This is a genomic window from Ramlibacter rhizophilus (genome assembly GCF_004681965.1).
In the GTDB taxonomy this organism is placed as follows: domain Bacteria; phylum Pseudomonadota; class Gammaproteobacteria; order Burkholderiales; family Burkholderiaceae_C; genus Ramlibacter; species Ramlibacter rhizophilus.
On sequence record NZ_SMLL01000003.1, the window covers coordinates 614999 to 638665 of the forward strand.

Sequence of the window (23667 nt, forward strand, 5' to 3'; positions counted from 1 at the left end):
GCGCCGCAGGGTCTTCAGCCCCTTCCGAGCATCGATCCCCCATCCACCACCACGGTGTGCCCCACCACGTAGTCACCCGCGCGTGAGGCGAGGAAGATGGCGGCGCCGGCCATGTCCTCGGTCTGGCCGATCCTCCGCACGGGCACCCGCAGGGCAACCTCGTCGGCGTGGTCGCGCGCCTGCCGGTTCATCTCCGAGGCGAAGGGGCCCGGCGCAATGCCGCTCATGACGATGTTGTCCTGCGCGAGGCGCAGGGCCATCCGGCGGGTGAGGTGGACCAGGCCCGCCTTGCTGGCGGCGTAGGAATAGGTCTCCCACGGATTGACCGAGAGCCCGTCGATGGAGGCGATGTTGATCACCTTCGCGGGCCGCTCGGCGGCGGCCGCCTTGAGCATGCCATGCAGGGCCTGCGTGAGGAAGAAGGGCGCCTTCATGTTCAGGTCCACCACCTTGTCCCAGCCTTGTTCGGGGAAGGTGTCGAAGGACTCTCCCCAGGCTGCGCCGGCGTTGTTCACCAGGATGCCCAGGCGCGGTTCGCGTGCGGCCAGGCGGGCGGCAAGTTCGCGGGCCGCGTCCACGGTAGAGACATCGGCCGGCAGGGAGTGGCATTCGCCCAGGGCCGAGAGTTCCCGTGCAGCCTCGTCGCAGGCCTGCGCCTTGCGGGCGCTGATGTAGACCCGTGCGCCCTGGCGCAGGAAACCCTCGGCGATCATGCGGCCGATGCCGCGTGATCCCCCCGTCACCAGCGCGACGCGGTCCTGGAGCGAGAAGAGGGTGTCCATCAGGAGCTGGCGCTGTGGCCGGCCGCGGGCGCGCCCGCATTCGCTTCGGCGCTTGCGGTGGCGGCACGCGCGCGGCGCCGGTCGTTCCAGGCGAGCAGCTCGCCGACCATGCCCTTGCGGAAGGCCAGCACGCAAACCACGAAGATGGCGCCGATGATCACCGTGACCCAGGCCCCCACCTTGTCGGCCAGCATGTTCTGCAGCGCGATGACCACGCCAGCGCCGAGCACCGGGCCGAAGAAGGTGCCCACGCCGCCCAGCAGGCTCATGAGGATGACCTCGCCGGACATGGACCAGTGCACGTCCGAGAGGGTGGCGAAGCCCATGACCACGGTCTTGAGCGAGCCGGCCAGTCCGGACAGCGCGGCCGACAGCACGAAGGCCAGCAGCTTGTAGCGATCGACCTCGTAGCCCAGCGAGATGGCGCGCGGCTCGTTCTCCCGGATCATCTTGAGCACCTGGCCGAAGGGCGAGGTGACGATGCGCATGATGCCCAGGAAACAGGCCACGAAGACTGCCAGCACCACGTAGTACATGGTGATGTCCGGCCGCAGCGGCAACACGCCGAAGAGGTGGCCGCGCGGCACGCCCTGCAGGCCGTCCTCGCCGCCGGTGAAGGGCGCCTGCAACGCGATGAAGAAGACCATCTGCGCCAGCGCCAGCGTGACCATGGCGAAGTAGATGCCCTGCCGGCGGATGGCCACCGCGCCGAACAGCAGGCCGAGGAAGGCCGCCACCACCACGCCGGCCAGGATGCCCAGCTCCGGCGTCCAGCCCTGGGAGCGGATGAACCAGCCGGTGACGTAGGCTGCGCCGCCGAAGAAGGCCGCGTGCCCGAAGGACAGCAGGCCGGTGAAGCCCAGCAGCAGGTTGAAGGCGCAGGCGAACAGGGCGAAGCACAGGAGCTTCATCACGAAGATCGGGTACAGCCCCAGGAAGGGCGCCGCCAGGCCCAGGGCCAGCAGCAGCAGGTACGTGACGCGAAGGACGTTGCGGCTCATCACGCCACCTTTCCGAACAGGCCCGCCGGCCGCAGCATGAGGACGATGGCCATGATGACGAAGACCACCACGTTGGACGCCTCGGGATAGAAAACGCGCGTGAGCCCCTCGACGATGCCCAGGCCCAGGCCGGTGAGCACCGAGCCCATGATGGAGCCCATGCCGCCGATCACCACCACGGCGAACACCACGATGATGAGGTTGGAGCCCATGAGCGGCGTGACCTGCACGATGGGCGCGGCGAGCACGCCGGCGAAGGCGGCCAGCGCGGCGCCCGCGCCGTAGGTCAGCATGACCATCAGGGGAACGTTCACGCCGAAGGCCTGGACCAGCTTGGAATTTTCGGTGCCGGCGCGCAGGTAGGCGCCCAGGCGCGTGCGCTCGATCAGGAACCACGTGCCCAGGCAGACGATGAGAGAGGCGACCACAACCCAGGCCCGGTAGTTGGGCAGGATCATGAAGCCGAGATTGGTGGCGCCGGACAGCAGCTCCGGCACGGGATAGGACTGCCCCGAGACGCCGTAGCGATCGCGGAACACACCCTCCAGGATCAGGGACAGCCCGAACGTGAGCAGCAGCCCGTAGAGCGGATCGAGCCCGTAGAGGCGCTTGATCATGGTGCGCTCGATGATCACCCCCAGCACACCGACCACCAGCGGCGCGACGATGAGCGCGAGCCAGTAGTTGATGCCGAAGCTGTCCAGCGCGATCCAGGCCGCGAAGGCACCCAGCATGTAGAGCGCTCCGTGCGCGAAGTTCACGATGTCCAGCAGGCCGAAGATCACCGCCAGCCCGAGGCTGAGGATCGCGTAGAACGCGCCGTTGACCAGGCCCAGCATGAGCTGGCCCAGGAAGGCCTGGTGGGGGATGCCGAAGATTTCCATGTTGTTCTAGGGGCTGGAGGCCAGGGGCGAGAGGCTAGAGACTAGAGCCTGGGGAAAGGCGCGGGGCACCGGGGGCGGGTGGGGGCAGGGGCTGCAAGCGCTGGAGGGCGAGGGAATCGGCTGTTTCCCCAGCGTCCAGCCTCCAGCCTCCAGCCTCCAGCCCCTCCCCTAGCAGATCACTTCTTCACCAGCGGGCACTTGCTCTCGGCCAGCGTGGTGAAGGCCTGGTCGCCGGGCACCTTGGTCACGAGCTTGTAGTAGTCCCAGGGCTGGGTGGACTCCTTGGGGCCCTTGACCTGGAACAGCGACATCTCGTGGATCATGCGGCCGTCCTGGCGGATCTTGCCTTTGGAATAGAAGTCGTTGACCTGCATCTTCTTCGCCTGCTCCATGACCTTGTCCGCGTCGGTGGTGCCGGCGGCCTGCACGGCCTTCAGGTAGGTGGTGGTGGCGGAGTAGTCGGCCGCCTGCAAGCTGGAGGGCATGCGCTTGTACTTCTCGAAGAAGCGCTTGGCGAACTTGCGCGATTCGTCGTCCTGGTTCCAGTACCAGCTGTCGGCCAGCTGCAGGCCCTCGGTGTTGTTCAGGCCCAGGCTGTGCACGTCGTTGATGAACACCAGCAGGCCGGCGACTTTCATGCTCTTGTTGACGCCGAACTCCTTGGCCGCCTTCACCGCGTTGGTGAAGTCGCCGCCCGCGTTGGCCAGCCCCAGGATGTCGGCCTTGGAGCCCTGGGCCTGCAGCAGGAAGGAGGAGAAGTCCGAGGCGTTGAGCGGGTGGCGCACGGTGCCCACCACCTGGCCGCCGTTGGCCTTGACCACCGAGGCGGCGTCGTTCTCCAGCGAGTGGCCGAAGGCGTAGTCAGCGGTGAGGAAATACCACTTCTTGTTGCCGGCCTTGACCAGCGCGGAGCCGGCCACCTTGGCCAGTGCCACCGTGTCGTAGGCGTAGTGGACGGTGTAGGGCGTGCAGTCTTCGTTGGTCAGGCGGGCCGAGCCGGCGCCGATCACGAAGAAGGGCACCTTCTTCTGCGAGGCCACCTTGGACATGGCCAGGGCGGTGCCGGAGTTGGTGCCGCCCACCAGCATGGCGAGCTTGTCGTTGTCGATCCACTCGCGGGCCTTGGAGCTCGCGACGTCGGCCTTGTTCTGGTGGTCGGCCGTGAGCACCTCGATCGGGCGGCCCAGCACCTTGCCGCCGAAGTCCTGCACGGCCCACTTGACCATCTCGCCACCGGCGGGGCCGTCGATGTCGGCGTACAGGCTGGACATGTCCGTGATGAAGCCGATGCGCACCGGCTCGTTGTTGCTCTGGGCCAGGACGGTGGTGCCGCCGAGGGCCACGGCCATGGCCGCGACGAGGGTCTTGAGTTTCATCGAACGTCTCCTTGGTTGAAAAGGGAATCGGTGTCCCGGGCCCGGTGGGGGGCCTCAGACACCCAGGTATTCATGGACGACCGCTGTATTGGCCAGCAACTCGTCCTTCGCGAACTCGCGCACGATCTTGCCGTGCTCCATGACATAGAAGCGGTCGGCCAGCGGCGCGGCAAAGCGGAAGTTCTGCTCTACCAGCACGATGGTGTAGCCCCTGGCGCGCAGCGTGCGGATCATCTCGGCGAGCTTTTGCACGATGACGGGGGCCAGGCCCTCGGAGATCTCGTCGAGCAGCAGCAGGCGCGCGCCGGTGCGCAGGATGCGGGCCACCGCCAGCATCTGCTGCTCGCCGCCGGACAGGCGCGTGCCGGGGCTGCTGGCGCGTTCCTTGAGGTTGGGGAACATCTCGTAGATCTCGGCCACGCTCATGCCGCCCGCGCCCACGGTGGGCGGCAGCATCAGGTTCTCCTGCGCCGAGAGGCTGGCGAAGATGCCGCGTTCCTCGGGGCAGTAGCCCACGCCCAGGCGCGCCACCTTGTGCGACGCGAGCTTGATGGCCTCCTGCCCGGCGATGCGGATGGAGCCGGTGCGCCGGCCCGTGAGTCCCACGATGGCGCGCAGCGTGGTGGTCCGGCCGGCGCCGTTGCGCCCCAGCAGCGAGACCACCTCGCCCTCGCGCACCGAGAGGTTCACGCCGTGCAGCACGTGCGACTCGCCGTACCAGGCGTGCAGGTTCTCGATGCGAAGCAGTTCGTTGGCCGCCATGTCAGTGCGCTCCCTGCAGTTCGGTGTCGGCCGAGCCCATGTAGGCCTCGATCACCTGCGGGTTCCGGGAGACTTCCTCGTAGGGGCCGTCGGCAATGACGGCGCCGCGCTGCAGGACCGTGATGCGGTCGGCGATGGAGGAGACCACGTTCATGTTGTGCTCGACCATGAGGATGGTCCGCCCGGCCGAGACCTTCTTGATGAGTTGCGTGACCCGGCCCACGTCTTCATGGCCCATGCCCTGGGTGGGTTCGTCCAGCAGCATCAGCTCGGGTTCCAGGGCCATGGTGGTGGCCAGCTCCAGGGCGCGCTTGCGGCCGTAGGGCAGGTTGACGGTGAGCTCGTCCGCGAAGTCCTGCAGGTCGACCTCGGCCAGCAGCTGGCGGGCGCGCTCGTGCAGGGCGTGCAGGGATGCTTCGGACTTCCAGAAATGGAAGGAGGTGCCCAGGTTGCGCTGCAGGGCCGCGCGCACGTTCTCCAGCACGGTCATGTGCGGGAACACGGCTGAAATCTGGAACGAACGCACGATGCCCCGGCGCGCGGTCTGCGCGGGTTTTTCGTGCGTGATGTCGCGGCCGTTGAAGACGATGCTTCCCCGCGTGGGCGGCAGGAACTTCGTCAACAGGTTGAAGTAGGTGGTCTTGCCGGCGCCGTTGGGACCGATGAGGGCGTGGATGTCGCCCCGGCGCACCTTGAGGTCCACCTCGCTCACGGCGACGAAACCCTTGAACTCCTTGGTCAGGCCCCTGGTTTCCAGGATGTACTCGGATGACAACAGGCTCTCCAGTGCAGGTCGCGCGGAGTCCTCCCTCCGCAAGCCCGCGACTGTAGGCAGGTGCCGGGCACAGCGCCAGAGGGGGAAACCTTAGGTAGTTCCGCTCACATGTTGCGCCGGTACTGGCCGCCCACCTCGAACAGCGCATGCGTGATCTGTCCGAGCGAGCACACCCGCACGGCGTCCATCAGCACCTCGAACACGTTGGCGTCGGCGATCACGGCCTGCTGCAGCCGGCGCAGCTGGACCGGCGCCTCCTCGGCATGGCGCGCCTGGAAGTCGCGCAGGCGCGCCAGCTGGCCCTGCTTTTCCTCCTCGGTGGAGCGGGCCAGCTCCAGGGTCTCGGGGACCACGTCGCCCTGCGGGTTGCGAAAGGTGTTGACGCCGATGATGGGCAGCTCGCCCGTGTGCTTGAGCATCTCGTAATGCATGCTCTCGTCCTGGATGCGGCCGCGCTGGTAGCCGGTCTCCATGGCGCCCAGCACGCCGCCGCGCTCGGCGATGCGCTCGAACTCGGCCAGCACCGCTTCCTCCACCAGTTCGGTCAGCTCCTCGATCACGAAGCTGCCCTGGTTGGGGTTCTCGTTCTTCGCCAGCCCCCACTCGCGGTTGATGATGAGCTGTATGGCCATGGCCCGGCGCACGCTGTCGGCCGTGGGCGTGGTGATGGCCTCGTCGAAGGCATTGGTGTGCAGGCTGTTGCAGTTGTCGTAGATGGCGATCAGCGCCTGCAGCGTGGTGCGGATGTCGTTGAACTGGATCTCCTGCGCGTGCAGGCTGCGGCCCGAGGTCTGGATGTGGTACTTGAGCTTTTGCGAGCGCTCGTTGCCGCCGTACTTCTCCTTCATGGCCACGGCCCAGATGCGCCGCGCCACGCGACCCATCACGGTGTACTCCGGATCCATGCCGTTGCTGAAGAAGAAGCTCAGGTTGGGCGCGAAGTCGTCGATGTGCATGCCCCGCGCGAGGTAGGCCTCCACGAAGGTGAAGCCGTTGGACAGGGTGAAGGCCAGCTGGCTGATCGGGTTGGCGCCGGCCTCGGCGATGTGGTAGCCGCTGATGGAGACCGAATAGAAGTTGCGCACCTTGTGATGCACGAAGTACTGGGCGATGTCGCCCATCACCTTGAGGCTGAACTCGGTGGAGAAGATGCAGGTGTTCTGGCCCTGGTCTTCCTTCAGGATGTCCGCCTGCACGGTGCCGCGCACGTTGGCCAGCACCCATTCGCGGATCTTGGCGGCCTCGGTGTCGGTGGGCTCGCGGCCGTTGTCGGCCTGGAACTTCTCCAGCTGCTGGTCGATGGCCGTGTTCATGAACATGGCCAGGATGCATGGCGCCGGCCCGTTGATGGTCATGGACACCGAGGTGCTGGGCGAGCACAGGTCGAAGCCCGAGTACAGCACCTTCATGTCGTCCAGTGTGGCGATGGACACGCCCGAGTTGCCGACCTTGCCGTAGATGTCCGGCCGGGGGTCGGGGTCCGCGCCGTACAGCGTGACCGAGTCGAAGGCGGTGGACAGGCGCTTGGCCGGCATGCCCTCGGACAGCAGCTTGAAGCGCCGGTTGGTGCGGAAGGCGTCGCCCTCGCCCGCGAACATGCGGGTGGGGTCCTCGTTCTCGCGCTTGAAGGCGAAGGTGCCCGCGGTGTACGGGTAGCTTCCCGGCACGTTGTCCAGCATCAGCCACTTGAGGACCTCGCCGTGGTCCTCGAAGGTGGGCAGCACCACCTTGCGGATGCGCGTGCCCGAGAGCGAGCGCGTGGTGAGCGCGGTGCGGATCTCCCGGTCGCGGATCTTCACGACGTACTCGTCGCCCGCGTAGGCTTCCTGCATGCGCGGCCACTGCGCGAGCAGCTTGCGCGCGTCCGCGTCCAGGCGCGCCTCGCGCCGCTCGGCCAAGTCCAGCGTGGCCTCGGCGGCCGGGGCGCGCTCGGGCTTGTCCACCTTGAGCATGTCGGCGGCGGCGCGCAGTTGCTGGATCTCGCGCGCAAGGCGCGCCTGCGCCCGGGCACGTTGCTTGTAGCCGCGCACCGTGTCGGCGATCTCGGCCAGGTAGCGGCTGCGCGACGCCGGCACGATGGCGTGCTGGTTGGTGCTGTGGCGCCCCGGCACGGCCGCGAGCCGGCCCGGCTGCAAGGGCAGGCCGAGTTCATCCAGGCGCGGCTTGAGGGCCTGGTAGAGCGCCGTGACGCCGTCATCGTTGAAGCGCGCGGCCATGGTGCCGAAGACGGGCATGTCCTCGGGTGGCGTGCCGAAGGCCTCGCGGTTGCGCTGCACCTGCTTGGCCACGTCGCGCAGTGCGTCCATGGCGCCCTTGCGGTCGAACTTGTTGATGGCGACGAACTCGGCGAAGTCCAGCATGTCGATTTTCTCGAGCTGGCTGGCCGCGCCGAACTCGGGCGTCATCACGTACAGCGGCACGTCCACGTGCGGCACGATGGCCGCGTCCCCCTGGCCGATGCCGGAGGTCTCGACGATGACGAGCTCGAAGCCCGCGGCCTTGCAGGCGGCGATGACGTCGGGCAGCGCCGCGGTGATCTCGCTGCCCGCCTCGCGCGTGGCCATGCTGCGCATGAAGACGCGCTGCGCGCCGCTGCCGCCCCAGGGCTGGATGGCGTTCATGCGGATGCGGTCGCCCAGCAGCGCGCCGCCGCTCTTGCGGCGCGAGGGGTCGATGGAGACGATGGCGATGCGAAGCGCGTCGTCCTGGTCCAGGCGCAGCCGGCGCACCAGTTCGTCGGTGAGCGAGGACTTGCCCGCGCCACCCGTGCCGGTGATGCCCAGCACGGGCACCTGGCGCGCGGCAGCGTCCTCGCGCAGGGCGCGCACCAGCTGCGGGTCGGCCTGGCCGTTCTCCAGGGCGGTGAGGAGTTGCGCGAGCGCGCGCCAGGCTGCGTCGCCATGGCCCTGGATGGCCGCCAGCGCACGTGGCGCGTGGCTGCTCAGGTCCACGTCGCAGCGCATGACCATCTCGCCGATCATGCCGGCCAGGCCCATGCGCTGGCCGTCCTCGGGGCTGTAGATGCGCGTGACGCCGTAGTCCTGCAGCTCGCGGATCTCCGCCGGAACGATCACGCCGCCGCCGCCGCCGAAGACCTTCACGTGTGCGCCGCCGCGTTGGCGCAGCAGGTCCACCATGTACTTGAAGTACTCGACGTGGCCGCCCTGGTAGGAGCTCACGGCGATGCCCTGCGCGTCTTCCTGCAGGGCGGCGGTGACCACCTCGTCCACGCTGCGGTTGTGGCCCAGGTGGATCACCTCGGCGCCCATGCCCTGCAGGATGCGCCGCATGATGTTGATGGCCGCGTCGTGCCCGTCGAAGAGGCTGGCGGCGGTGACGAAGCGCACCTTGTGCGTGGGGCGATAGCTCGCCAGGGCCTTGAACTCGGCGGACAGGTCGGTCATCGGGGGTCTCCAGCCCCCGACCTTAAGTGACGTTTACGTCAACGTCAATGTCGCCAGCAGACCGGCCGGACTCAACGCGCGTACAGCACCGACGGCAGCCACAGGCCGATCTCCGGGAAGATGTACAGCAGCACGATGGCCACGATCTGGATCCCCATGAAGGGCAGCATGCCCAGGAAGATCTGGTTCAGCGTGACGTGCGGCGGGCTTACCCCCTTCAGGTAGAAGGCCGACATGGCCACCGGCGGGCTGAGGAAGGCCGTCTGCAGGTTCATGGCCACCAGCAGGCCGAAGAACAGCGGATCGATGCCGAAGTTGTCCAGCAGCGGGATGAAGATGGGCATGAAGATCACGATGATCTCGGTCCATTCCAGCGGCCAGCCCAGCACGAAGATGATGACCTGGGACAGGATGAGGAACTGGATCGGCGTGAGGTTCATCGACAACACCCAGCGCTCGACCAGCTCCTGCCCGCCCAGCAGCGCGAAGGCGGCCGAGAAGATGGCCGAGCCCACGAAGAGCCAGCACACCATGGCCGAGGTCTTAGCCGTGAGGAACACGCTTTCCTTGACCACGTCCAGCGTGAGCTGGCGGTAGGCGATCGCCAGCAGGAAGCCACCGAGCGCGCCCACGGCGGCCGCCTCGGTCGGCGTGGCCAGCCCCATGACGATGGAGCCCAGCACGGCCATGATCAGCAGCACCAGCGGGAAGAAGCTGGTGAGCAGCATCTTGAACACTTCGAGCCGCGCGAAGCTGAGCACGGCGTAGAACACCGCCAGCGCCAGGGCGCCCATGGCCAGGCCGATCCAGAAGCTTCGCGGCGCGTCGCGGGCCTCGGGTGCCGCCGTGGAACCCGGCTCGCCCGCCCCCGGCGGTTCTGCGACCGCGCTCGCGCCAGGAGGTTCGGCGACGCCGCCTGCTGCGCCGGGCGCGGCCGGCTCGGCGACTCCGCCAGCGCCGGGAGGCTCGGCCAGTCCGCCCGTACCGGGCGGCTCGGCCACGCCTGCTGCGGCCGGTGGTTCGGCGACCGTCCCAGCCCCTGGGGGTTCGGCGAGCCCGCCAGCGCCAGGCGGTTCGGCCAGGCCGCCGGCCGCCGGTGGCTCCGCCAGCCCACCCGCACCCGGCGGCTCCGCCAGGCCGCCGGCCGCGCCCGGCGCGGGCAGGCTCGTGCCCGGGGGCTCCTGCAGACCCGTGCCGGCGCTGGAGCGTCGCGTCGTGCCTTCGCCCATGCGCACGAGGTTTTCGTACGCAAGCTCCTGTGGCAGCGGCGCGGTGACGCTGCGATAGGTCCAGAGCGCGACGGCGGCGAAGACGATGAGGGGCAGGGCCACCACGAACAGCTGCTTGAGCAGGTAGCTGGCCGGCACGTCCGCATTGGCGCGCCCCTTCAGGGCGGCCAGCAGGCCGATGACGGCATGGCGGTCGCCCTGGGGACGGGTGATGCGCTGCGTGAGGGGAGGCAGCGGGACGAAACGGTCCTCGGCCGAGAGCGGCGGCGCGAGCGAGGGCTTCACCTTGGCCAGCACGATCATGTACAGGATGTACAGGCCGGCGAGCATGACGCCGGGAAAGAACGCGCCGGCATAGAGCTGCACCACCGACACGCCCGCCGTCGCGCCATAGACGATCAGCAGCACCGAAGGCGGAATGAGGATGCCCAGGCACCCGCCGGCGGTGATGGCGCCCGCCGTCACCTGCACGCTGTAGCCGGCGCGCAGCATGGCCGGCATGGCCAGCAGCCCCATCAGCGTGACGACCGCGCCGACGATGCCGGTGGCGGTGGCGAACACCGTGCAGGTGACCAGCGTGGCCACGCCCAGCGCACCGGGCAGGCGCGCGAGCGCGAGGTGGATGCTGCGGAACAGCTTCTCGATCAGGTTGGCCCGCTCGACCAGGTAGCCCATGAAGACGAACAGCGGAATGGAGATCAGCACGTCGCTGCTCATCACCTTGAAGGCCGACTGCACCATCAGGTTGAGCGTCAGCGGCGTGTCTCGGTTGTAGGCCAGCCAGGTGAAGATCATGCCCATGCCCATGAGCGTGAAGGCCGTGGGGAAGCCGAGCATGATGGCGACCACCACCAGCGAGAGCATGAGCAGGCCGACGTGGCCGCTCTCGATGCGGTCCACGCTCACCAGCATGAAGATCGCCGCCAGCACGATCAGCCCCATGAGGCTGAAGCCGAACCAGAGTTCCTTGCGCACCTTCACAGCTTGCCCTCCGACTCGGCCGGGGGCGCGACCAGCGGCCGGCCAGGCTCGTCCTTGCCGATCGTGGCCTTGATCTTGTCCACGTCCACTTCCTCCACGTCCTCGCCGCGCGAGGGCCACTGGCCCTCGCGGATGCAGATGAGGCAGCGGGCGATCTCCACGAAGCCCTGCAGCAGCAGCAGCGCGCCGGACAGCGGAATGATGAACTTGAAGGGATAGACCGGGATCGGGTCGGCGTTGAAGGTCTGCTCGCGAATGGCCAGCGATTCGGTGAAGTAGGTCCAGCCGGCCCAGGTGAGCGCGACGACGCCGGGCAGGAAGAAGAGGATGTAGAGCACCAGGTCCACCCAGGCCTGCGTGCGCGGACGGAAGAAGCCGTAGAGCACGTCACCGCGCACATGGCCGTTCTTGGACAGGGTGTAGGCGCCGGCCATCATGAAGAGCGCGCCGTACAGCATGATCTGAACGTCCAGCATCCAGCCGTGCGGATTGCCCAGCACGTAGCGTGAAAACACCTCCCACGACACCATCGCGGTCAGCACCACGATGGCCCAGGCGAACAACTTGCCCAGCCAGGTCGAAAGCCGGTCCACGGCCAGCAACACGTTCTGCATCCTCTTCCTCTTCGTCTTCCTCGTTGTCCCAGCCGTGCGGCCCGCAGGCAAACAAAAGGGCGGCCGCTGCGCGACCGCCCTCCGGCCGGCGTGTAGCGGCCCTTACTTCTTGGCGAAGTAGCGGTTGTAGGCCATGCGGAACTCGACCGTGTAGTCGTAATGCCACTGGCCGGCGCGCTGCGCGAAGGTGCGCTGCGAGTCCAGCACCTTCTTGAAGAAGGGGTTCTCCTGCGACTTCTTGGCCGTCACCTTGTCCCAGGCTTCGAGCTGGGCGCGCAGGATGCTGTCCGGTGTCTTGTAGAAGTTGACCTTGTCCTGCGTGCGCAGAGTCTGGTAGTCCTTGGAGTTGCGGTCGATCGCCTTCCAGCTGAAGTCGGCCGAGGAGGCCTGGACGGCGTAGTCGATGATGGCGCGCAGCTCAGGGGCCAGGGCGCTGTACTTGGATTTGTTGAAAAGGATCTCGAACTGCTCGCCCGACTGGTGGAAGCTTTGCAGCATGCAGTTCTTGGCCACGTCGGGGAAGCCCAGCACGCGGTCGGAGGAGGCGTTGTTGAATTCGGCCGCGTCCAGCAGGCCGCGGTCCAGCGCCGGGACGATTTCGCCGCCGGGTAGCGGGTTCACCGCCACGCCGAGTTCATTGAACACGTCGACGGCCAGGCCCACGGTGCGGAACTTCAGGCCCTTCATCTGCGCGACGTTGGCGATGGGCTTGCGGAACCAGCCCAGGGGCTGCGTGGGCATGGGGCCGTACAGGTAGGAGACCACGTCCATGTTGATGGACTTGTAGATCTCCTCCAGCAGTTCCTTGCCGCCGCCGTAGTAGTGCCAGGCCAGGACCATGTTGGGGTCCATGCCGAAGGCCGGGCCCGAGCCCCACAAGGCCAGCGCCGAGTTCTTGCCGTAGTGGTAGGCCACCACGCCGTGGCCGCCGTCGAGCGTGCCCTTGTTGACCGCCTCCAGGAGCTGGAAGGCCGGCACCACGGCGCCGGCCGGCAGCACTTCGATCTTCAAGCGGCTGCCCGCCATGTCGTTCACCTTCTTGGCGAAGTCGTTGGCGAACTCGTGGAAGATGTCCTTGGCGGGCCAGGTGCTCTGGAAGCGCAGGCTGGTGGTCTGCGCGACGGACACCATGGGGGCGGACATGGCGCCGGCGGCGACGGCGGCACCCTTGAGAACGCTGCGGCGGCGCGGCGACTTGGAAACGGTCATCGGTTTGTCTCCTGGTTGGTTAACCCGAAAAATGTCCGGCCTGAGCCTGGCCCGCGCAAGCGGGTTTTCACCGAAGCGGCGGAATCGATCCTCGGGCGCGCTGGCAGAATCCGGCGCATGACGAAGTCTTCCGATCCGATCCAGCCGGCCGAGGGTTATGCCGGCGACGTGACGCCCCAGACCGCCTTCGACTGGTGGCAGGCCGGCCAGGCGGTGATCGTGGACGTGCGCACCGACGCCGAGCGCGACTGGGTGGGTTTCATTCCTGGCGCGGCCCCGGTCGCCTGGAAGCAGTGGCCCGGCATGGCCGTCAACGCCGACTTCGACGCGCAGCTGCGCGCCGCCGTCCCCGCAGGCCGCAAGGCCCTGATGCTGTGCCGAAGCGGCGTGCGCTCCATCGCCGCCGCCCGCCGCGCCACCGAGCTGGGCCTGGAGGCCTACAACATCCTGGAGGGCTTCGAGGGCGACCCCGACGCGCAGGGCCATCGCGGCACCCGCGGCGGCTGGCGCCTGCGGGGCCTCCCCTGGCGCCAGAACTGATCCAAAAGCAATACCGATACAAGAAGGACCCTGAATGCCCGTGAACCTGGCCGCGCCTGCCGCGGCGGATCTCCTGCCCGTCCCCGGCGTGCGCATCGGCGTGGCCGAGGCCGGCGTGCGCAAGGCCGGCCGCAAGGACCTGACCGTGTTCCTGCTGGAGCCGGGCACCGCGGTGGGCGGCGTCTTCACGCGCAACCGCTTCTGCGCCGCACCGGTGCAGGTCTGCCGCGAGCACCTGGCGGCGGGGCAGGGCATCCGCGCCCTCGTGGTCAACACCGGCAATGCGAACGCCGGCACGGGTGAGGACGGCCTGGTGCGGGCCCGCGCGAGCTGCATCGCCCTGGCCCGCCACCTGGACCTGGCGCCCGAGCAGGTGCTGCCCTTTTCCACCGGCGTCATCATGGAGCCGCTGCCGCTGGACCGCATCGAGGCGGGCCTGCCCGCGGCGCTGGCCGATGCGGATGCCGCCCACTGGCTGCGCGCGGCCGAGGGCATCATGACCACCGACACCCTGCCCAAGGCGGTGAGCCGCCGGGTACAGGTGGAGGGGCGCGCGGTCACCATCACCGGCATCAGCAAGGGCGCCGGCATGATCCGGCCGAACATGGCGACCATGCTCGGCTTCCTGGCCACCGACGCCTGCATCGCACCGCAGCTCATGGACTCCTTGGCCCTGGCACTGGCCGAAGGCTCCTTCAACCGGGTCACGGTGGACGGCGACACCTCCACCAACGACGCCTTCGTCGTGATGGCCACCGGCCGGGCCGGACATGCGCCGGTCGAGTCGCTGGACAGCGTCGCGGGCCGCGTGCTGTTCGAGGCCATGCAGGAGGTCGCCCGCCTGCTGGCCCAGGCCATCGTGCGCGACGGGGAGGGCGCGACCAAGTTCATCACCGTGCGCGTGGAGGGCGGCCGCAGCGCCGCCGAGTGCCGGCAGGTGGCCTATGCCATCGCCCATTCACCGCTGGTCAAGACGGCCTTCTTCGCGAGCGACCCAAACCTGGGGCGCATCCTGGCGGCGGTCGGCTACGCGGGCATCGAGGACCTGGACCAGAGCGGCATCGAGCTGCACCTGGACGATGTCCACGTCGCCACGCGCGGCGGGCGCCACCCCGCCTACCGCGAGGAGGACGGCCAGCGCGTGATGAAGCAAAGCGAGATCACGGTTCGCGTCGGCCTGGGCCGGGGCGCGGCGGCCGACACGGTCTGGACCTGCGACTTCAGCCACGACTACGTCACCATCAACGCCGACTACCGGTCCTGATCCGCCTTGCGAAGGAAACCCCGTTGAACGAACAACTCGAGCGCCTGGTGCAGAAAGCCGAACGGCTCATGGCGCGCATCGAAGCCGTGCTGCCGCAGCCGCTGTCCGCGCCTGACTGGGACGCCAGCGTGGCGTTTCGCTTTCGCAAGCGCGCAAGCGGCCACGGCAGCCTGGAGCCCGTGCGGCAGGTGGCGGGCATCCGGCTGGCCGAGCTCAAGGAGATCGACGGCCAGAAGGAGCGCATCGTGCGCAACACGCTCCAGTTCGTGCAGGGCCAGCCCGCCAACAACGTGCTGCTGACCGGTGCGCGGGGCACGGGCAAGTCCTCGCTGATCAAGGCCTGCCTGAACGAGTACAGCGGCCGCGGCCTGCGCCTGATCGAGGTGGACAAGGCCGACCTGGTGGACCTGCCCGACATCGTCGACGTCGTTGCCGACCGGCCCGAGAAGTTCATCGTCTTCTGCGACGACCTGAGCTTCGAGGAAGGCGAGGCCGGCTACAAGGCCCTCAAGTCCATGCTCGACGGCTCGGTCGCGGCGGCCTCGGACAACGTTCTGATCTATGCGACCAGCAACCGCCGCCACCTGCTGCCCGAGTACATGAAGGAGAACCTCAGCTACACGCACACCGAGGACGGCGAGGTGCATCCCGGCGAGGTGGTGGAGGAGAAGATCTCGCTGTCCGAGCGCTTCGGCCTCTGGGTCAGCTTCTATCCCTTCAGCCAGGACGAGTACCTGGCCATCGTGCGGCAGTGGCTCTCGTCCTTCGGCATCGGCGCCGAGCGCATCGAGGCGGCCCGGCCGGAGGCCCTGGTCTGGGCGCTGGAGCGCGGTTCCCGTTCGGGTCGGGTGGCCTACCAGTTCGCCCGCGACTTCGCCGGCCGGCAGTGAGCCCGCGCGCCCCGCTGGTCGCCGACGCGCATCGCCCGCGTGAAGGCGGCGCCGACCGGCAGGCCGTCCAGGTGGCCGTGGGGGTGTTGATCCGGCCCGACGGCAGCTTCCTGCTCACCTCCCGGCCGCCGGGCAAGGTGTATGCCGGCTACTGGGAATTCCCCGGTGGCAAGCTCGAGCCCGGCGAGACCGTCGAGGTGGCCCTGCGCCGCGAGCTGCGCGAGGAGATCGGCGTGGAGATCGGCCCGGTGCATCCCTGGCGCGTGGAGCACGTGGACTACCCCCATGCGCTCGTGCAGCTGAATTTCTGCAAGGTGCACGAATGGTCCGGCACGCTGCACATGCACGAAGGACAGCAGTACGCCTGGGAGCAGCTCCCCGTGCGCTCGGCGCCGGTGTTGCCGGGGACGGTGCCGGTCCTGGAGTGGTTGTCGGCGGAACGCGGCGTGGGCTGGAAGCCCTAGCGCGACAAAGCTACTGCAGGTGGGCGTCGCCGAAGGGCTGGTCGTCCGGCGGCGATTCGGTTTCGACGCGGAAGCTCTCGCTGGCCCAGGCGCCCAGGTCCAGGTTCTTGCAACGCTCGCTGCAGAAGGGACGGTAAGGGTTGGACGTGGCGTAGAGGCTCTCGCCCTTGCACTGCGGGCAGGTGACGATGCGGGGCTTGCTGGCGGCCGGGCCGCCCTCGGGCTTGCTGCTGCTCATGCCGGCTTGGAGGTCAGGCGCAGAGCGTGAGTTCGAAGGGAACGCTCTCGGTGCTGGGGTGCAGGCGCTCGGCCGGTTCGTGCTTCATCAGGCGTACAGAGACCATGAGCCGGTTGCCGCTGATCTCGGGCACGAGGTGGAGCTCCGGGTCGATGCGAAGGCGCAGCAGCTGGAAGGTGCGGCCCTGCGGCAGGGTCTGCTGGAGCTGGCCGTTGCTGGCCATGACCTTCTGCGGCACGCCCGAGTCGCGCAGCAGCCTGAGCAGCACGTGCAGCGACTCGGCCAGGGGCCCCAGCACGCTGGACCAGCGGGCGAGGTCGGCCTGGCGCTGGCCGGGCTCGAGCTGCTGCCAGGCGTAGTAGCCGGGCAGGTCGAACTCGCAGGTGCCGCCCGGGATGCCGATGCGGCTGCGGATGCTCATGAGCCACTCGTTGTCGGTGAGGGACTGGCCAGCCTTGCCGGGCTGCTTGTTCAAGGCCTCGAAGCACCCGTCGAGCTGTCCGATGATCTGGTCCAGCACGCCTTCGGCGATGGCGGGGTTGCCGCGGTAGCCGGCCAGCACGGACTTCTGCTTTTCCAGGTCCTTCATGGCGTCGGACTTGAGGTCCGCGCGCGCGGCCACGTCCATGATCTCGAACAGCGTGGTGAGCGCGAAGTGATGATCGATCGGGTGCTCACGGGGCACCAGCACGGCGAGCCGGCGGAACAGGTGTTCCAGGCGCAGGTAGGTGCGGATGCGTTCGTTGAACGGGTATTCGTAGAGGATCATCGGCGCGTCATCATAGCCCGAAGGATTTCGCGGCCTCGTCCACGAGCGTGCGCAGCTGCGCGAGGTCGATGCCGTCGTTGAAGATGACCAGGTCCGCGGCTGCCAGCCGCAGCGCGCGCGGCGCCTGCGCGGCGATGATGGCCTCCACCTGGGCCTCGCTCAGTCCGCTGCGGGCCTTGACGCGCTCGACCTGCGTGTGGGCACCGCAATCGACCACCAGCACGCGGTCGACCTCGCGGCGCCAGCGGCCCGACTCGACCAGCAGCGGGATGTCGAAGACCAGGCAGCGCCGGCCTTCGGAGCGCGCCTCGTCGACGTCGCGCTGGATGCCCTGGCCCACCAGCGGGTGGATGATGGCTTCGAGTCGTGCGCGTGCGTCCCGGTGCGTGTAGGCGTGCTCGCGCATGCGGGCGCGGTCGAGGCCGCCGTCGGGCGCGATGAACGCGTCGCCGAAGGCCTGGCGGATCGGTTCGATGGCGGCGCCCCCGGGCGCCGTCACCCGGCGGGAGTGCGCGTCCGCATCGATGGCGGCGGCGCCGCGCTCGACCAGCATGGCCAGCACGGTGCTCTTGCCGCTGCCGATCCCCCCGGTGAGCCCGATGCGCAGCATGCCGGCAGCCTCCGCTCTCAGAGCCCCACGATGCGCAGCATGGCCTCGGGCCCGGCCACCATGGCCGTGAGGCCGGCCAGTGCGAGGAAGGGGCCGAAAGGCACGTAGCCGCCCTCGCGCAGCGAGCTGCGCAGCTTCATGCCGATGCCGATCACCGCCCCGATCACCGAGGCCATGAGGATGATGGGCACCAGGGCCTGCCAGCCGAACCACGCGCCCAGGGCCGCGAAGAGCTTGAAGTCGCCGAAGCCCATCCCTTCCTTGCCGGTCAGGAGCTTGAAGCCGTGATAGACCAGCCACAGCGAGAGGTAGCCTGCCACGGCGCCCCAGAGCGCATCGGGCAGGCCGACCGCGCTCCAGCCGAGCGCAGCGGCGATGAGGCCCGCCCAGAGCAGCGGCAGGGTGATGTCGTCCGGCAGCAGGGTCGTGTCCCAGTCGATCAGCGCCAGGGCCAGCAGGGCCGCCGCGAAGAGACACCAGGCCGCCGCCACCGGCGTGAGGCCCCAGCGCCAGCCCACGTAGGCGAACAGGGCGGCGGTGGCGAGCTCGACGGCTGGATAGCGCAGGCCGATGGCGGCGTTGCAGGATGCGCAGCGACCGCGCAGGGCCAGGTAGCTGGCCACCGGAATGTTTTCCCACCAGCGTATCCGGTGACCGCAGTGGGGGCAGGCCGAGCGTGGCCGCATGAGGTCGTAGGGGGGCTGCTCGGGAAGGGGGGTGCCGGCCAGCTCGGCGCACTCGGCGGCCCACTGCCGCTCCATCATCCTGGGCAGGCGATGGATGACCACGTTGAGGAAACTGCCGACCAGCAGCCCCAGAAGCCCGAGCAGCAGGGCGTCCATGACCGCGATCGACATCAGACCACGGCGCCCAGCTTGAAGATGGGGAGGTACATGGACACGACGATGCCACCGATGATGGTGCCGAGGAACACGATGATGATCGGCTCCATCAGGCTGGACAGCCCGCCCACCATGTCGTCCACCTCGGCCTCGTAGAAGTCGGCGGCCTTGGACAGCATGTGGTCCAGCGAGCCGGACTCTTCGCCGATGGCGGACATCTGCAGCACCATGGACGGGAAGACGCCCGCACCGGTCATGGCCGTGGTGAGGCTGGTACCGGTGGAGACTTCCTGCTGGATGCGCTCGGTGGCCTTCTCGTACACCGAATTGCCCGAGGCGCCGCCCACGGAGTCCAGCGCCTCGACCAGCGGGACGCCGGCGGCGAACATGGTCGAGAGCGTGCGGGTCCAGCGGGCGACCGTGGACTTGTAGACCAGGTCGCCGAAGATGGGCAGGCGCAGCATGACGCGGTCCATGAAGTGCTGGACCTTCTCGCTGCGCTTCCAGGATTCCATGAAGAAGTACAGGCCGCCGCCGATGCCGCCGAAGATGGCCCACCAGTAGGCGACGAAGAACTCGCTCAGGCCGATGACGAAGAGGGTGGGGGCGGGCAGGTCGGCGCCGAAGGAGGTGAACACTTCCTTGAAGGCCGGGATGACGAAGATCATGATCACCGACACCACGATGAAGGCCACGGCCACCACCGCAATGGGGTACATGAGCGCGGTCTTGATCTTGCTTTTGACCGCCTCGGTCTTTTCCATGTAGACGGCCAGCCGGTCAAGCAGTGACTCCAGGATACCGGCCGCCTCGCCCGCCTCGACCAGGTTGCAGTAGAGGCTGTTGAAGTGGTTGGGGAACTTGCGGAAGGCCGCCGACAGCGAGGTGCCGGTCTCCACGTCACCGCGGATCTCGGCCAGCATGCGGGTGACGCTGCCGTTGGGGTTGCCGCGGCCGACGATGTCGAAGGCCTGCAGCAGCGGAACGCCCGCCTTCATCATGGTGGCGAGCTGGCGCGTGAAGACGGCGATGTCCTTGGGCCTGATCCGCTGGCCACGGCGCATGCGGCGCTTGCGGATCTTCGTGGGCGTGACGCCCTGGCGGCGCAGGAAGGCCTGAACCTGGTTCTCGCCGCCCGCGCGGGACTCCCCCCGCACGGCCTTGCCGTTGCGGTCCTTGCCCTCCCACTCGAAGACGAACTCGGTGACCTTGCTTGCTGTTGCCGTCGCCATCCCGGGCTACTCCTCTGGCTTGACGCCTTTGTGCTAGATGTTGGTGCAGTTGATCACTTCCTCGAGGGAAGTGACGCCCAGTTTGACTTTGTGCAGTCCCGACTGCCGCAGCGAGCGCACGCCTTCGCGCTGCGCCTGCTCGGCGATTTCCAGCGAGGTGCCGTCGCGCAGGATGATGCGCTGGATGTCCTCGCTCACGGGCATGACCTGGTAGATGCCGACCCGGCCCTTGTAGCCGTTGTTGCAGGCGTTGCAGCCGACCGCGCGGTAGGGCATCCAGCTGCCGTCGAGTTCTTCTTCCCGGTAGCCGGCCTCGAGCAGGGCCTCGGGCGGAACGTCCACCGGGACCTTGCAGGCCGGGCACAGGCGCCGGGCCAGGCGCTGCGCGGAGATGAGGACGACGCTGGAGGCGATGTTGAACGGCGCCACGCCCATGTTGCGCAGGCGCACCAGCGTGCTGGGGGCGTCGTTGGTGTGCAGCGTGGACATGACCATGTGGCCGGTCTGCGCCGCCTTGATGGCGATGTCCGCGGTTTCGAGGTCACGGATTTCGCCGACCATGATCACGTCCGGGTCCTGGCGCAGGAAGGCGCGCAGCGCGGTGGCGAAGGTCAGGCCGGCCTTGTCGTTCACGTTGACCTGGTTGACCCCGGGCAGGTTGATTTCCGCCGGGTCTTCGGCCGTGGAGATGTTCACGCCCGGCTGGTTCAGCAGGTTCAGGCAGGTGTAGAGCGACACGGTCTTGCCCGAGCCCGTGGGACCGGTGACCAGGACCATGCCGTAGGGACGCTTGATCGCGTCGAGAAGGCGCGCCTTCTCCTCGGGTTCGTAGCCGAGCGCGTCGATGCCCAGCTTGGCGCTGCTCGGGTCCAGGATACGGACGACCACCTTTTCGCCGAAGAGCGTGGGCAGCGTGCTCACGCGGAAGTCGATCACGCGGTCGACGCCGATCTTGAGCTTCATGCGGCCGTCCTGCGGGACCCGCTTCTCGGCGATGTCCATGCGCGAGATGACCTTGATGCGCGAGGCGAGCTTCTCCTTGATGGCCACCGGCGGCGAGGCGATGTCGCGCAGCTCGCCGTCGATGCGAAAGCGCACGCGATAGTGGTGCTCGTAGGGCTCGAAGTGCAGGTCCGACGCGCGCATGTTGATCGCGTCCATCAGCATCTTGTGCAGGAACTTGACGACCGGCGCGTCGTCGACTTCGGAGGTGCCCTTGGCTTCTTCTTCGCCGGCGCCGGTGTCGAGCGACGCTTCGTCGAACTGGAAATCCTCGCCGATAAGGCTGTCCATGGCCTCGGTGGCCGTGGTCGCCTGCGCCTCGACCATGCGCGAGAGCTTGTCGTATTCGGCGATGACCCAGTCCACGCCCATCTGGGTCGCGAACTTGATCTTCTCGGCCGCCTGCGGGTCCGCCGGATCGGCGGTGGCCACGGTCAGGCGGTTGCTGCGCTTGGCCAGGACCACCACGCGATAGTCCTGGCAGATCTTGGTGTCCAGCAGGCTCTTGGGCAGCCGCTGCACGTCCACCGCATCGAGGTCCAGCAGCGGCGCGCCGAACGCGGTGGACATGATGTGAGCCAGGTCGAACGCCGAGACGGCGCCCGAGCCGGTGAGTTCGGCGATGAAGGTCGTGCGGTGCGCCTGCGCCTTGCGGTACAGGTCTTCGGCGGCCTTCTGATTCAGCTTGCCGGCCGCGATGAGGGCACGCGCGAGTCCGGGCAGGGCGACGGTGGCGGCGGGGTCGGCAGTGGAAGTTTCTACGGCAGCCATCGGCAGGACACTGCACGCAGGAGCGTGCATGACCAGTTGTAAGAGTGATTGCCGATCATCGCCTAAAGGCTCGGCGGTGTAAATCGAGCGCCCGGCGAGGGGCGTCACGAGTTGGTTGGAACCGACGAACAGCGGAAAAACTGGTCGGGGTGAGAGGATTCGAACCTCCGGCCTCTACGTCCCGAACGTAGCGCTCTACCAGGCTAAGCTACACCCCGATGTTGGACTCGCTGCGGGCGTTCGACTGTGCGTCCCTTTCGGGCCTCAGTGACGCCGCGCGAGCAACGAAGACGCCAATTGTAGCAAACCCTCGCTGTACTCATTTCGCGGCAGCAGCGACACGCAATCCATCGCGCGCCGGGCCTCCTGCGCCGCGGCCTCGCGGGCCACGTCCAGCGCGCCGGTCTTGCGCACGATGTCCACGATGGCGTCGAGTTCGTCCTGCGAGCCTTCTTCGATGGCGCGGCGGATCAGGTCGCGCTCGGAAGGGCTTGCGCGGTGCATGGCGGCGATGAGAGGCAGGGTGGCCTTGCCTTCGCGCAGGTCGTCGCCGAGGTTCTTGCCCATTTCGGCGGCGTCGCCGTCGTAGTCGAGCACGTCGTCGATCACCTGGAAGGCCGTGCCCAGGGCCTGGCCATAGTCGGCGCAGGCCTGCTCCACGTCCGGGGGGCTGCCCGCGAGGATCGCGGCGAGGCGGGTGCTGGCTTCGAACAGCTTGGCCGTCTTGGAGCGGATCACGCGCAGGTAGGACGCTTCGTCCAGCGATGCGTCATGCATGTTCATCAGCTGCAGCACCTCGCCCTCGGCGATCACGTTGGTGGCTTCGGCCAGGATCTCCATCACCCGCATGTCGCGGGCGTCCAGCATCATCTGGAAGGCGCGCGAGTAGAGGAAGTCGCCCACCAGAACACTGGCGGGATTGCCGAAGTGGTGGTTGGCGGTCGGGCGGCCGCGCCGCAGGGTGGACTCGTCCACGACGTCGTCGTGCAGCAGCGTGGCCGTGTGGATGAATTCGACCACCGCCGCCAGGTTGAAGCGCTGCGCGCTGCGCACCTCCAGGGCGCCGGAGACCAGCAGCAGCAGCGCGGGCCGCAGGCGCTTGCCGCCGGCCGAGATGATGTAGCTGCACACCTGGGCCACCAGGGGCACGCCGGAGTCCAGGCGGGCGGCGATCACCGCATCCACCTCGCGCATGTCGTCGGCGATCAGGGCGAGGGCGGAGGCGGTGCTGGAGGCGGAATTCAAGGTCGAGGGCCGGGAAAAGGTCGCGGGATTATAGGGAGGGGCCCCGGGGCGCTGCGGCCTGCAGGGCTGGACGCTGGGCTGGAAAGTGCCGGCGTGCTATAGTCGCGGGCTCCCTCGGAAATCCGTCCGGCTGGGAGCATCTCTATTTCAAGAGGTCCTCAATGTACGCGGTCATAAAAACCGGCGGCAAGCAGTATCGCGTTGCCTCCGGCGAAAAAATCAAAGTAGAACAGATTGCTGCGGACGTAGGCCAGGAAATCGTCATCGATCAGGTGCTGGCCGTCGGCAACGGCAGCGAGCTCAAGGTCGGAACCCCCCTGGTGTCCGGTGCATCTGTGAAAGCCACGGTCGTGGCTCACGGCAAGCATGACAAGGTGCGCATCTTCAAGATGCGTCGTCGCAAGCACTATCAGAAGCGCCAGGGGCATCGCCAGCAGTTCACCGAACTGCAGATCGGCGCCATCGCAGCCTAAGCAAGGAGTACTGACATGGCACAGAAAAAAGGCGGCGGCTCCACGCGCAACGGGCGGGATTCCAAGCCCAAGATGCTCGGCGTGAAGGCCTTCGGCGGCGAGCTCATCAGCGCCGGCTCCATCATCGTGCGCCAGCGCGGCACGCGCTTCCACGCCGGCACCAACGTCGGCATGGGCAAGGACCACACCCTGTTCGCGCTGGTGGACGGCCACGTGAGCTTCGCCGTCAAGGGCGAACTGAACAAGCACACCGTGAACGTCACGCCCGCCTGAACCTCAGGCCCGCTGGAAGAAAGCCCTGCGTTCCTGC

At 68.0% G+C, this 23667-nt stretch carries 23 protein-coding genes and 1 tRNA gene; 6 read left to right on the plus strand and 18 right to left on the minus strand.

Features of this window, described 5'->3' with window-relative positions; all coding sequences use genetic code 11:
* Window positions 1–14: 14 nt before the first annotated feature.
* From EZ242_RS09280 to EZ242_RS09325, 10 genes are all read right to left on the minus strand, one after another.
* Entirely contained in the window at window positions 15–782 is a 768-nt protein-coding gene (locus EZ242_RS09280) for an SDR family oxidoreductase (protein WP_135284850.1), read from the minus strand.
* Complete coding sequence (locus EZ242_RS09285; RefSeq protein WP_135284851.1) at window positions 782–1783, minus strand: branched-chain amino acid ABC transporter permease; 1002 nt, start codon at window positions 1781–1783, stop codon at window positions 782–784. The genes EZ242_RS09280 and EZ242_RS09285 overlap by 1 nt, the downstream gene beginning before the upstream one ends.
* The gene (locus EZ242_RS09290) at window positions 1783–2667 is read right to left on the minus strand and encodes a branched-chain amino acid ABC transporter permease (RefSeq protein ID WP_135284852.1); all 885 of its coding nucleotides are present in this window, start codon (window positions 2665–2667) and stop codon (window positions 1783–1785) included. The genes EZ242_RS09285 and EZ242_RS09290 overlap by 1 nt, the downstream gene beginning before the upstream one ends.
* Window positions 2668–2843: 176 nt before the next feature.
* On the minus strand, window positions 2844–4043 hold the full coding sequence (locus tag EZ242_RS09295) for an ABC transporter substrate-binding protein (protein ID WP_135284853.1): 1200 nt from the start codon (window positions 4041–4043) through the stop codon (window positions 2844–2846).
* Window positions 4044–4097: 54 nt separating this feature from the next.
* Window positions 4098–4805, minus strand: a complete 708-nt coding sequence (locus EZ242_RS09300) for an ABC transporter ATP-binding protein (RefSeq protein WP_135284854.1) — start codon at window positions 4803–4805, stop codon at window positions 4098–4100.
* A 1-nt stretch (window position 4806) separates the two neighbouring features.
* Window positions 4807–5580: an ABC transporter ATP-binding protein gene (locus tag EZ242_RS09305; protein ID WP_135284855.1), complete on the minus strand. Its 774-nt coding sequence runs from the start codon at window positions 5578–5580 to the stop codon at window positions 4807–4809.
* Window positions 5581–5684: 104 nt separating this feature from the next.
* On the minus strand, window positions 5685–8984 hold the full coding sequence (gene icmF / locus EZ242_RS09310; RefSeq protein ID WP_135284856.1) for a fused isobutyryl-CoA mutase/GTPase IcmF: 3300 nt from the start codon (window positions 8982–8984) through the stop codon (window positions 5685–5687).
* Window positions 8985–9055: 71 nt separating this feature from the next.
* Window positions 9056–11194: a TRAP transporter large permease subunit gene (locus EZ242_RS09315; protein ID WP_135284857.1), complete on the minus strand. Its 2139-nt coding sequence runs from the start codon at window positions 11192–11194 to the stop codon at window positions 9056–9058.
* The gene (locus EZ242_RS09320; RefSeq protein WP_135284858.1) at window positions 11191–11808 is read right to left on the minus strand and encodes a TRAP transporter small permease subunit; all 618 of its coding nucleotides are present in this window, start codon (window positions 11806–11808) and stop codon (window positions 11191–11193) included. The genes EZ242_RS09315 and EZ242_RS09320 overlap by 4 nt, the downstream gene beginning before the upstream one ends.
* Before the next feature lie 102 nt (window positions 11809–11910).
* Window positions 11911–13017 (minus strand): TRAP transporter substrate-binding protein, encoded by a 1107-nt coding sequence (locus EZ242_RS09325; protein ID WP_135284859.1) that lies wholly within the window; start codon window positions 13015–13017, stop codon window positions 11911–11913.
* A 117-nt stretch (window positions 13018–13134) separates the two neighbouring features.
* Here EZ242_RS09325 and EZ242_RS09330 point away from each other — a divergent pair, with 117 nt between their 5' ends.
* Genes EZ242_RS09330 through EZ242_RS09345 form a run of 4 tightly spaced genes read left to right on the plus strand, consistent with a single transcriptional unit; the run spans window position 13135 to window position 16175 of the window.
* A complete protein-coding gene (locus EZ242_RS09330) occupies window positions 13135–13557 on the plus strand; it encodes a rhodanese-like domain-containing protein (RefSeq protein ID WP_135284860.1) in 423 nt (140 codons plus the stop codon).
* Between the two features lie 34 nt (window positions 13558–13591).
* On the plus strand, window positions 13592–14821 hold the full coding sequence (argJ, locus tag EZ242_RS09335; protein ID WP_135284861.1) for a bifunctional glutamate N-acetyltransferase/amino-acid acetyltransferase ArgJ: 1230 nt from the start codon (window positions 13592–13594) through the stop codon (window positions 14819–14821).
* A gap of 23 nt (window positions 14822–14844) precedes the next feature.
* On the plus strand, window positions 14845–15711 hold the full coding sequence (locus tag EZ242_RS09340; RefSeq protein ID WP_135284862.1) for an ATP-binding protein: 867 nt from the start codon (window positions 14845–14847) through the stop codon (window positions 15709–15711).
* Window positions 15708–16175, plus strand: coding sequence for an NUDIX domain-containing protein (locus EZ242_RS09345; protein WP_135284863.1), 468 nt, complete (start codon window positions 15708–15710; stop codon window positions 16173–16175). Before EZ242_RS09340 ends, EZ242_RS09345 begins: the two co-directional genes overlap by 4 nt.
* Before the next feature lie 10 nt (window positions 16176–16185).
* Here EZ242_RS09345 and EZ242_RS09350 read toward each other — a convergent pair whose 3' ends face one another.
* The 8 genes from EZ242_RS09350 to EZ242_RS09385 form a co-directional block, all read right to left on the minus strand.
* Window positions 16186–16413, minus strand: a complete 228-nt coding sequence (locus EZ242_RS09350) for a DNA gyrase inhibitor YacG (protein WP_135284864.1) — start codon at window positions 16411–16413, stop codon at window positions 16186–16188.
* A 13-nt stretch (window positions 16414–16426) separates the two neighbouring features.
* Entirely contained in the window at window positions 16427–17182 is a 756-nt protein-coding gene (gene zapD / locus EZ242_RS09355; RefSeq protein ID WP_135284865.1) for a cell division protein ZapD, read from the minus strand.
* 10 nt (window positions 17183–17192) lie between these two features.
* Window positions 17193–17792: a dephospho-CoA kinase gene (gene coaE, locus EZ242_RS09360; protein ID WP_135284866.1), complete on the minus strand. Its 600-nt coding sequence runs from the start codon at window positions 17790–17792 to the stop codon at window positions 17193–17195.
* A 17-nt stretch (window positions 17793–17809) separates the two neighbouring features.
* A complete protein-coding gene (locus EZ242_RS09365; protein ID WP_276606535.1) occupies window positions 17810–18634 on the minus strand; it encodes a prepilin peptidase in 825 nt (274 codons plus the stop codon).
* Window positions 18635–18648: 14 nt separating this feature from the next.
* On the minus strand, window positions 18649–19866 hold the full coding sequence (locus EZ242_RS09370; protein WP_135284868.1) for a type II secretion system F family protein: 1218 nt from the start codon (window positions 19864–19866) through the stop codon (window positions 18649–18651).
* Between the two features lie 33 nt (window positions 19867–19899).
* Window positions 19900–21639: a type IV-A pilus assembly ATPase PilB gene (gene pilB, locus EZ242_RS09375; protein ID WP_135284869.1), complete on the minus strand. Its 1740-nt coding sequence runs from the start codon at window positions 21637–21639 to the stop codon at window positions 19900–19902.
* Between the two features lie 141 nt (window positions 21640–21780).
* Window positions 21781–21857 (minus strand) — tRNA-Pro (locus EZ242_RS09380).
* Between the two features lie 46 nt (window positions 21858–21903).
* Window positions 21904–22833 carry a polyprenyl synthetase family protein gene (locus EZ242_RS09385; protein WP_135285006.1) on the minus strand — a complete coding sequence of 310 codons (930 nt, stop codon included), beginning with the start codon at window positions 22831–22833 and terminating at the stop codon, window positions 21904–21906.
* Window positions 22834–23045: 212 nt separating this feature from the next.
* On the opposite strand from EZ242_RS09385, the gene rplU reads away from it, so the two are divergent.
* The gene (gene rplU / locus EZ242_RS09390; protein WP_135284870.1) at window positions 23046–23357 is read left to right on the plus strand and encodes a 50S ribosomal protein L21; all 312 of its coding nucleotides are present in this window, start codon (window positions 23046–23048) and stop codon (window positions 23355–23357) included.
* Between the two features lie 15 nt (window positions 23358–23372).
* Entirely contained in the window at window positions 23373–23630 is a 258-nt protein-coding gene (rpmA, locus tag EZ242_RS09395; protein ID WP_135284871.1) for a 50S ribosomal protein L27, read from the plus strand.
* Window positions 23631–23667 lie beyond the last annotated feature (37 nt).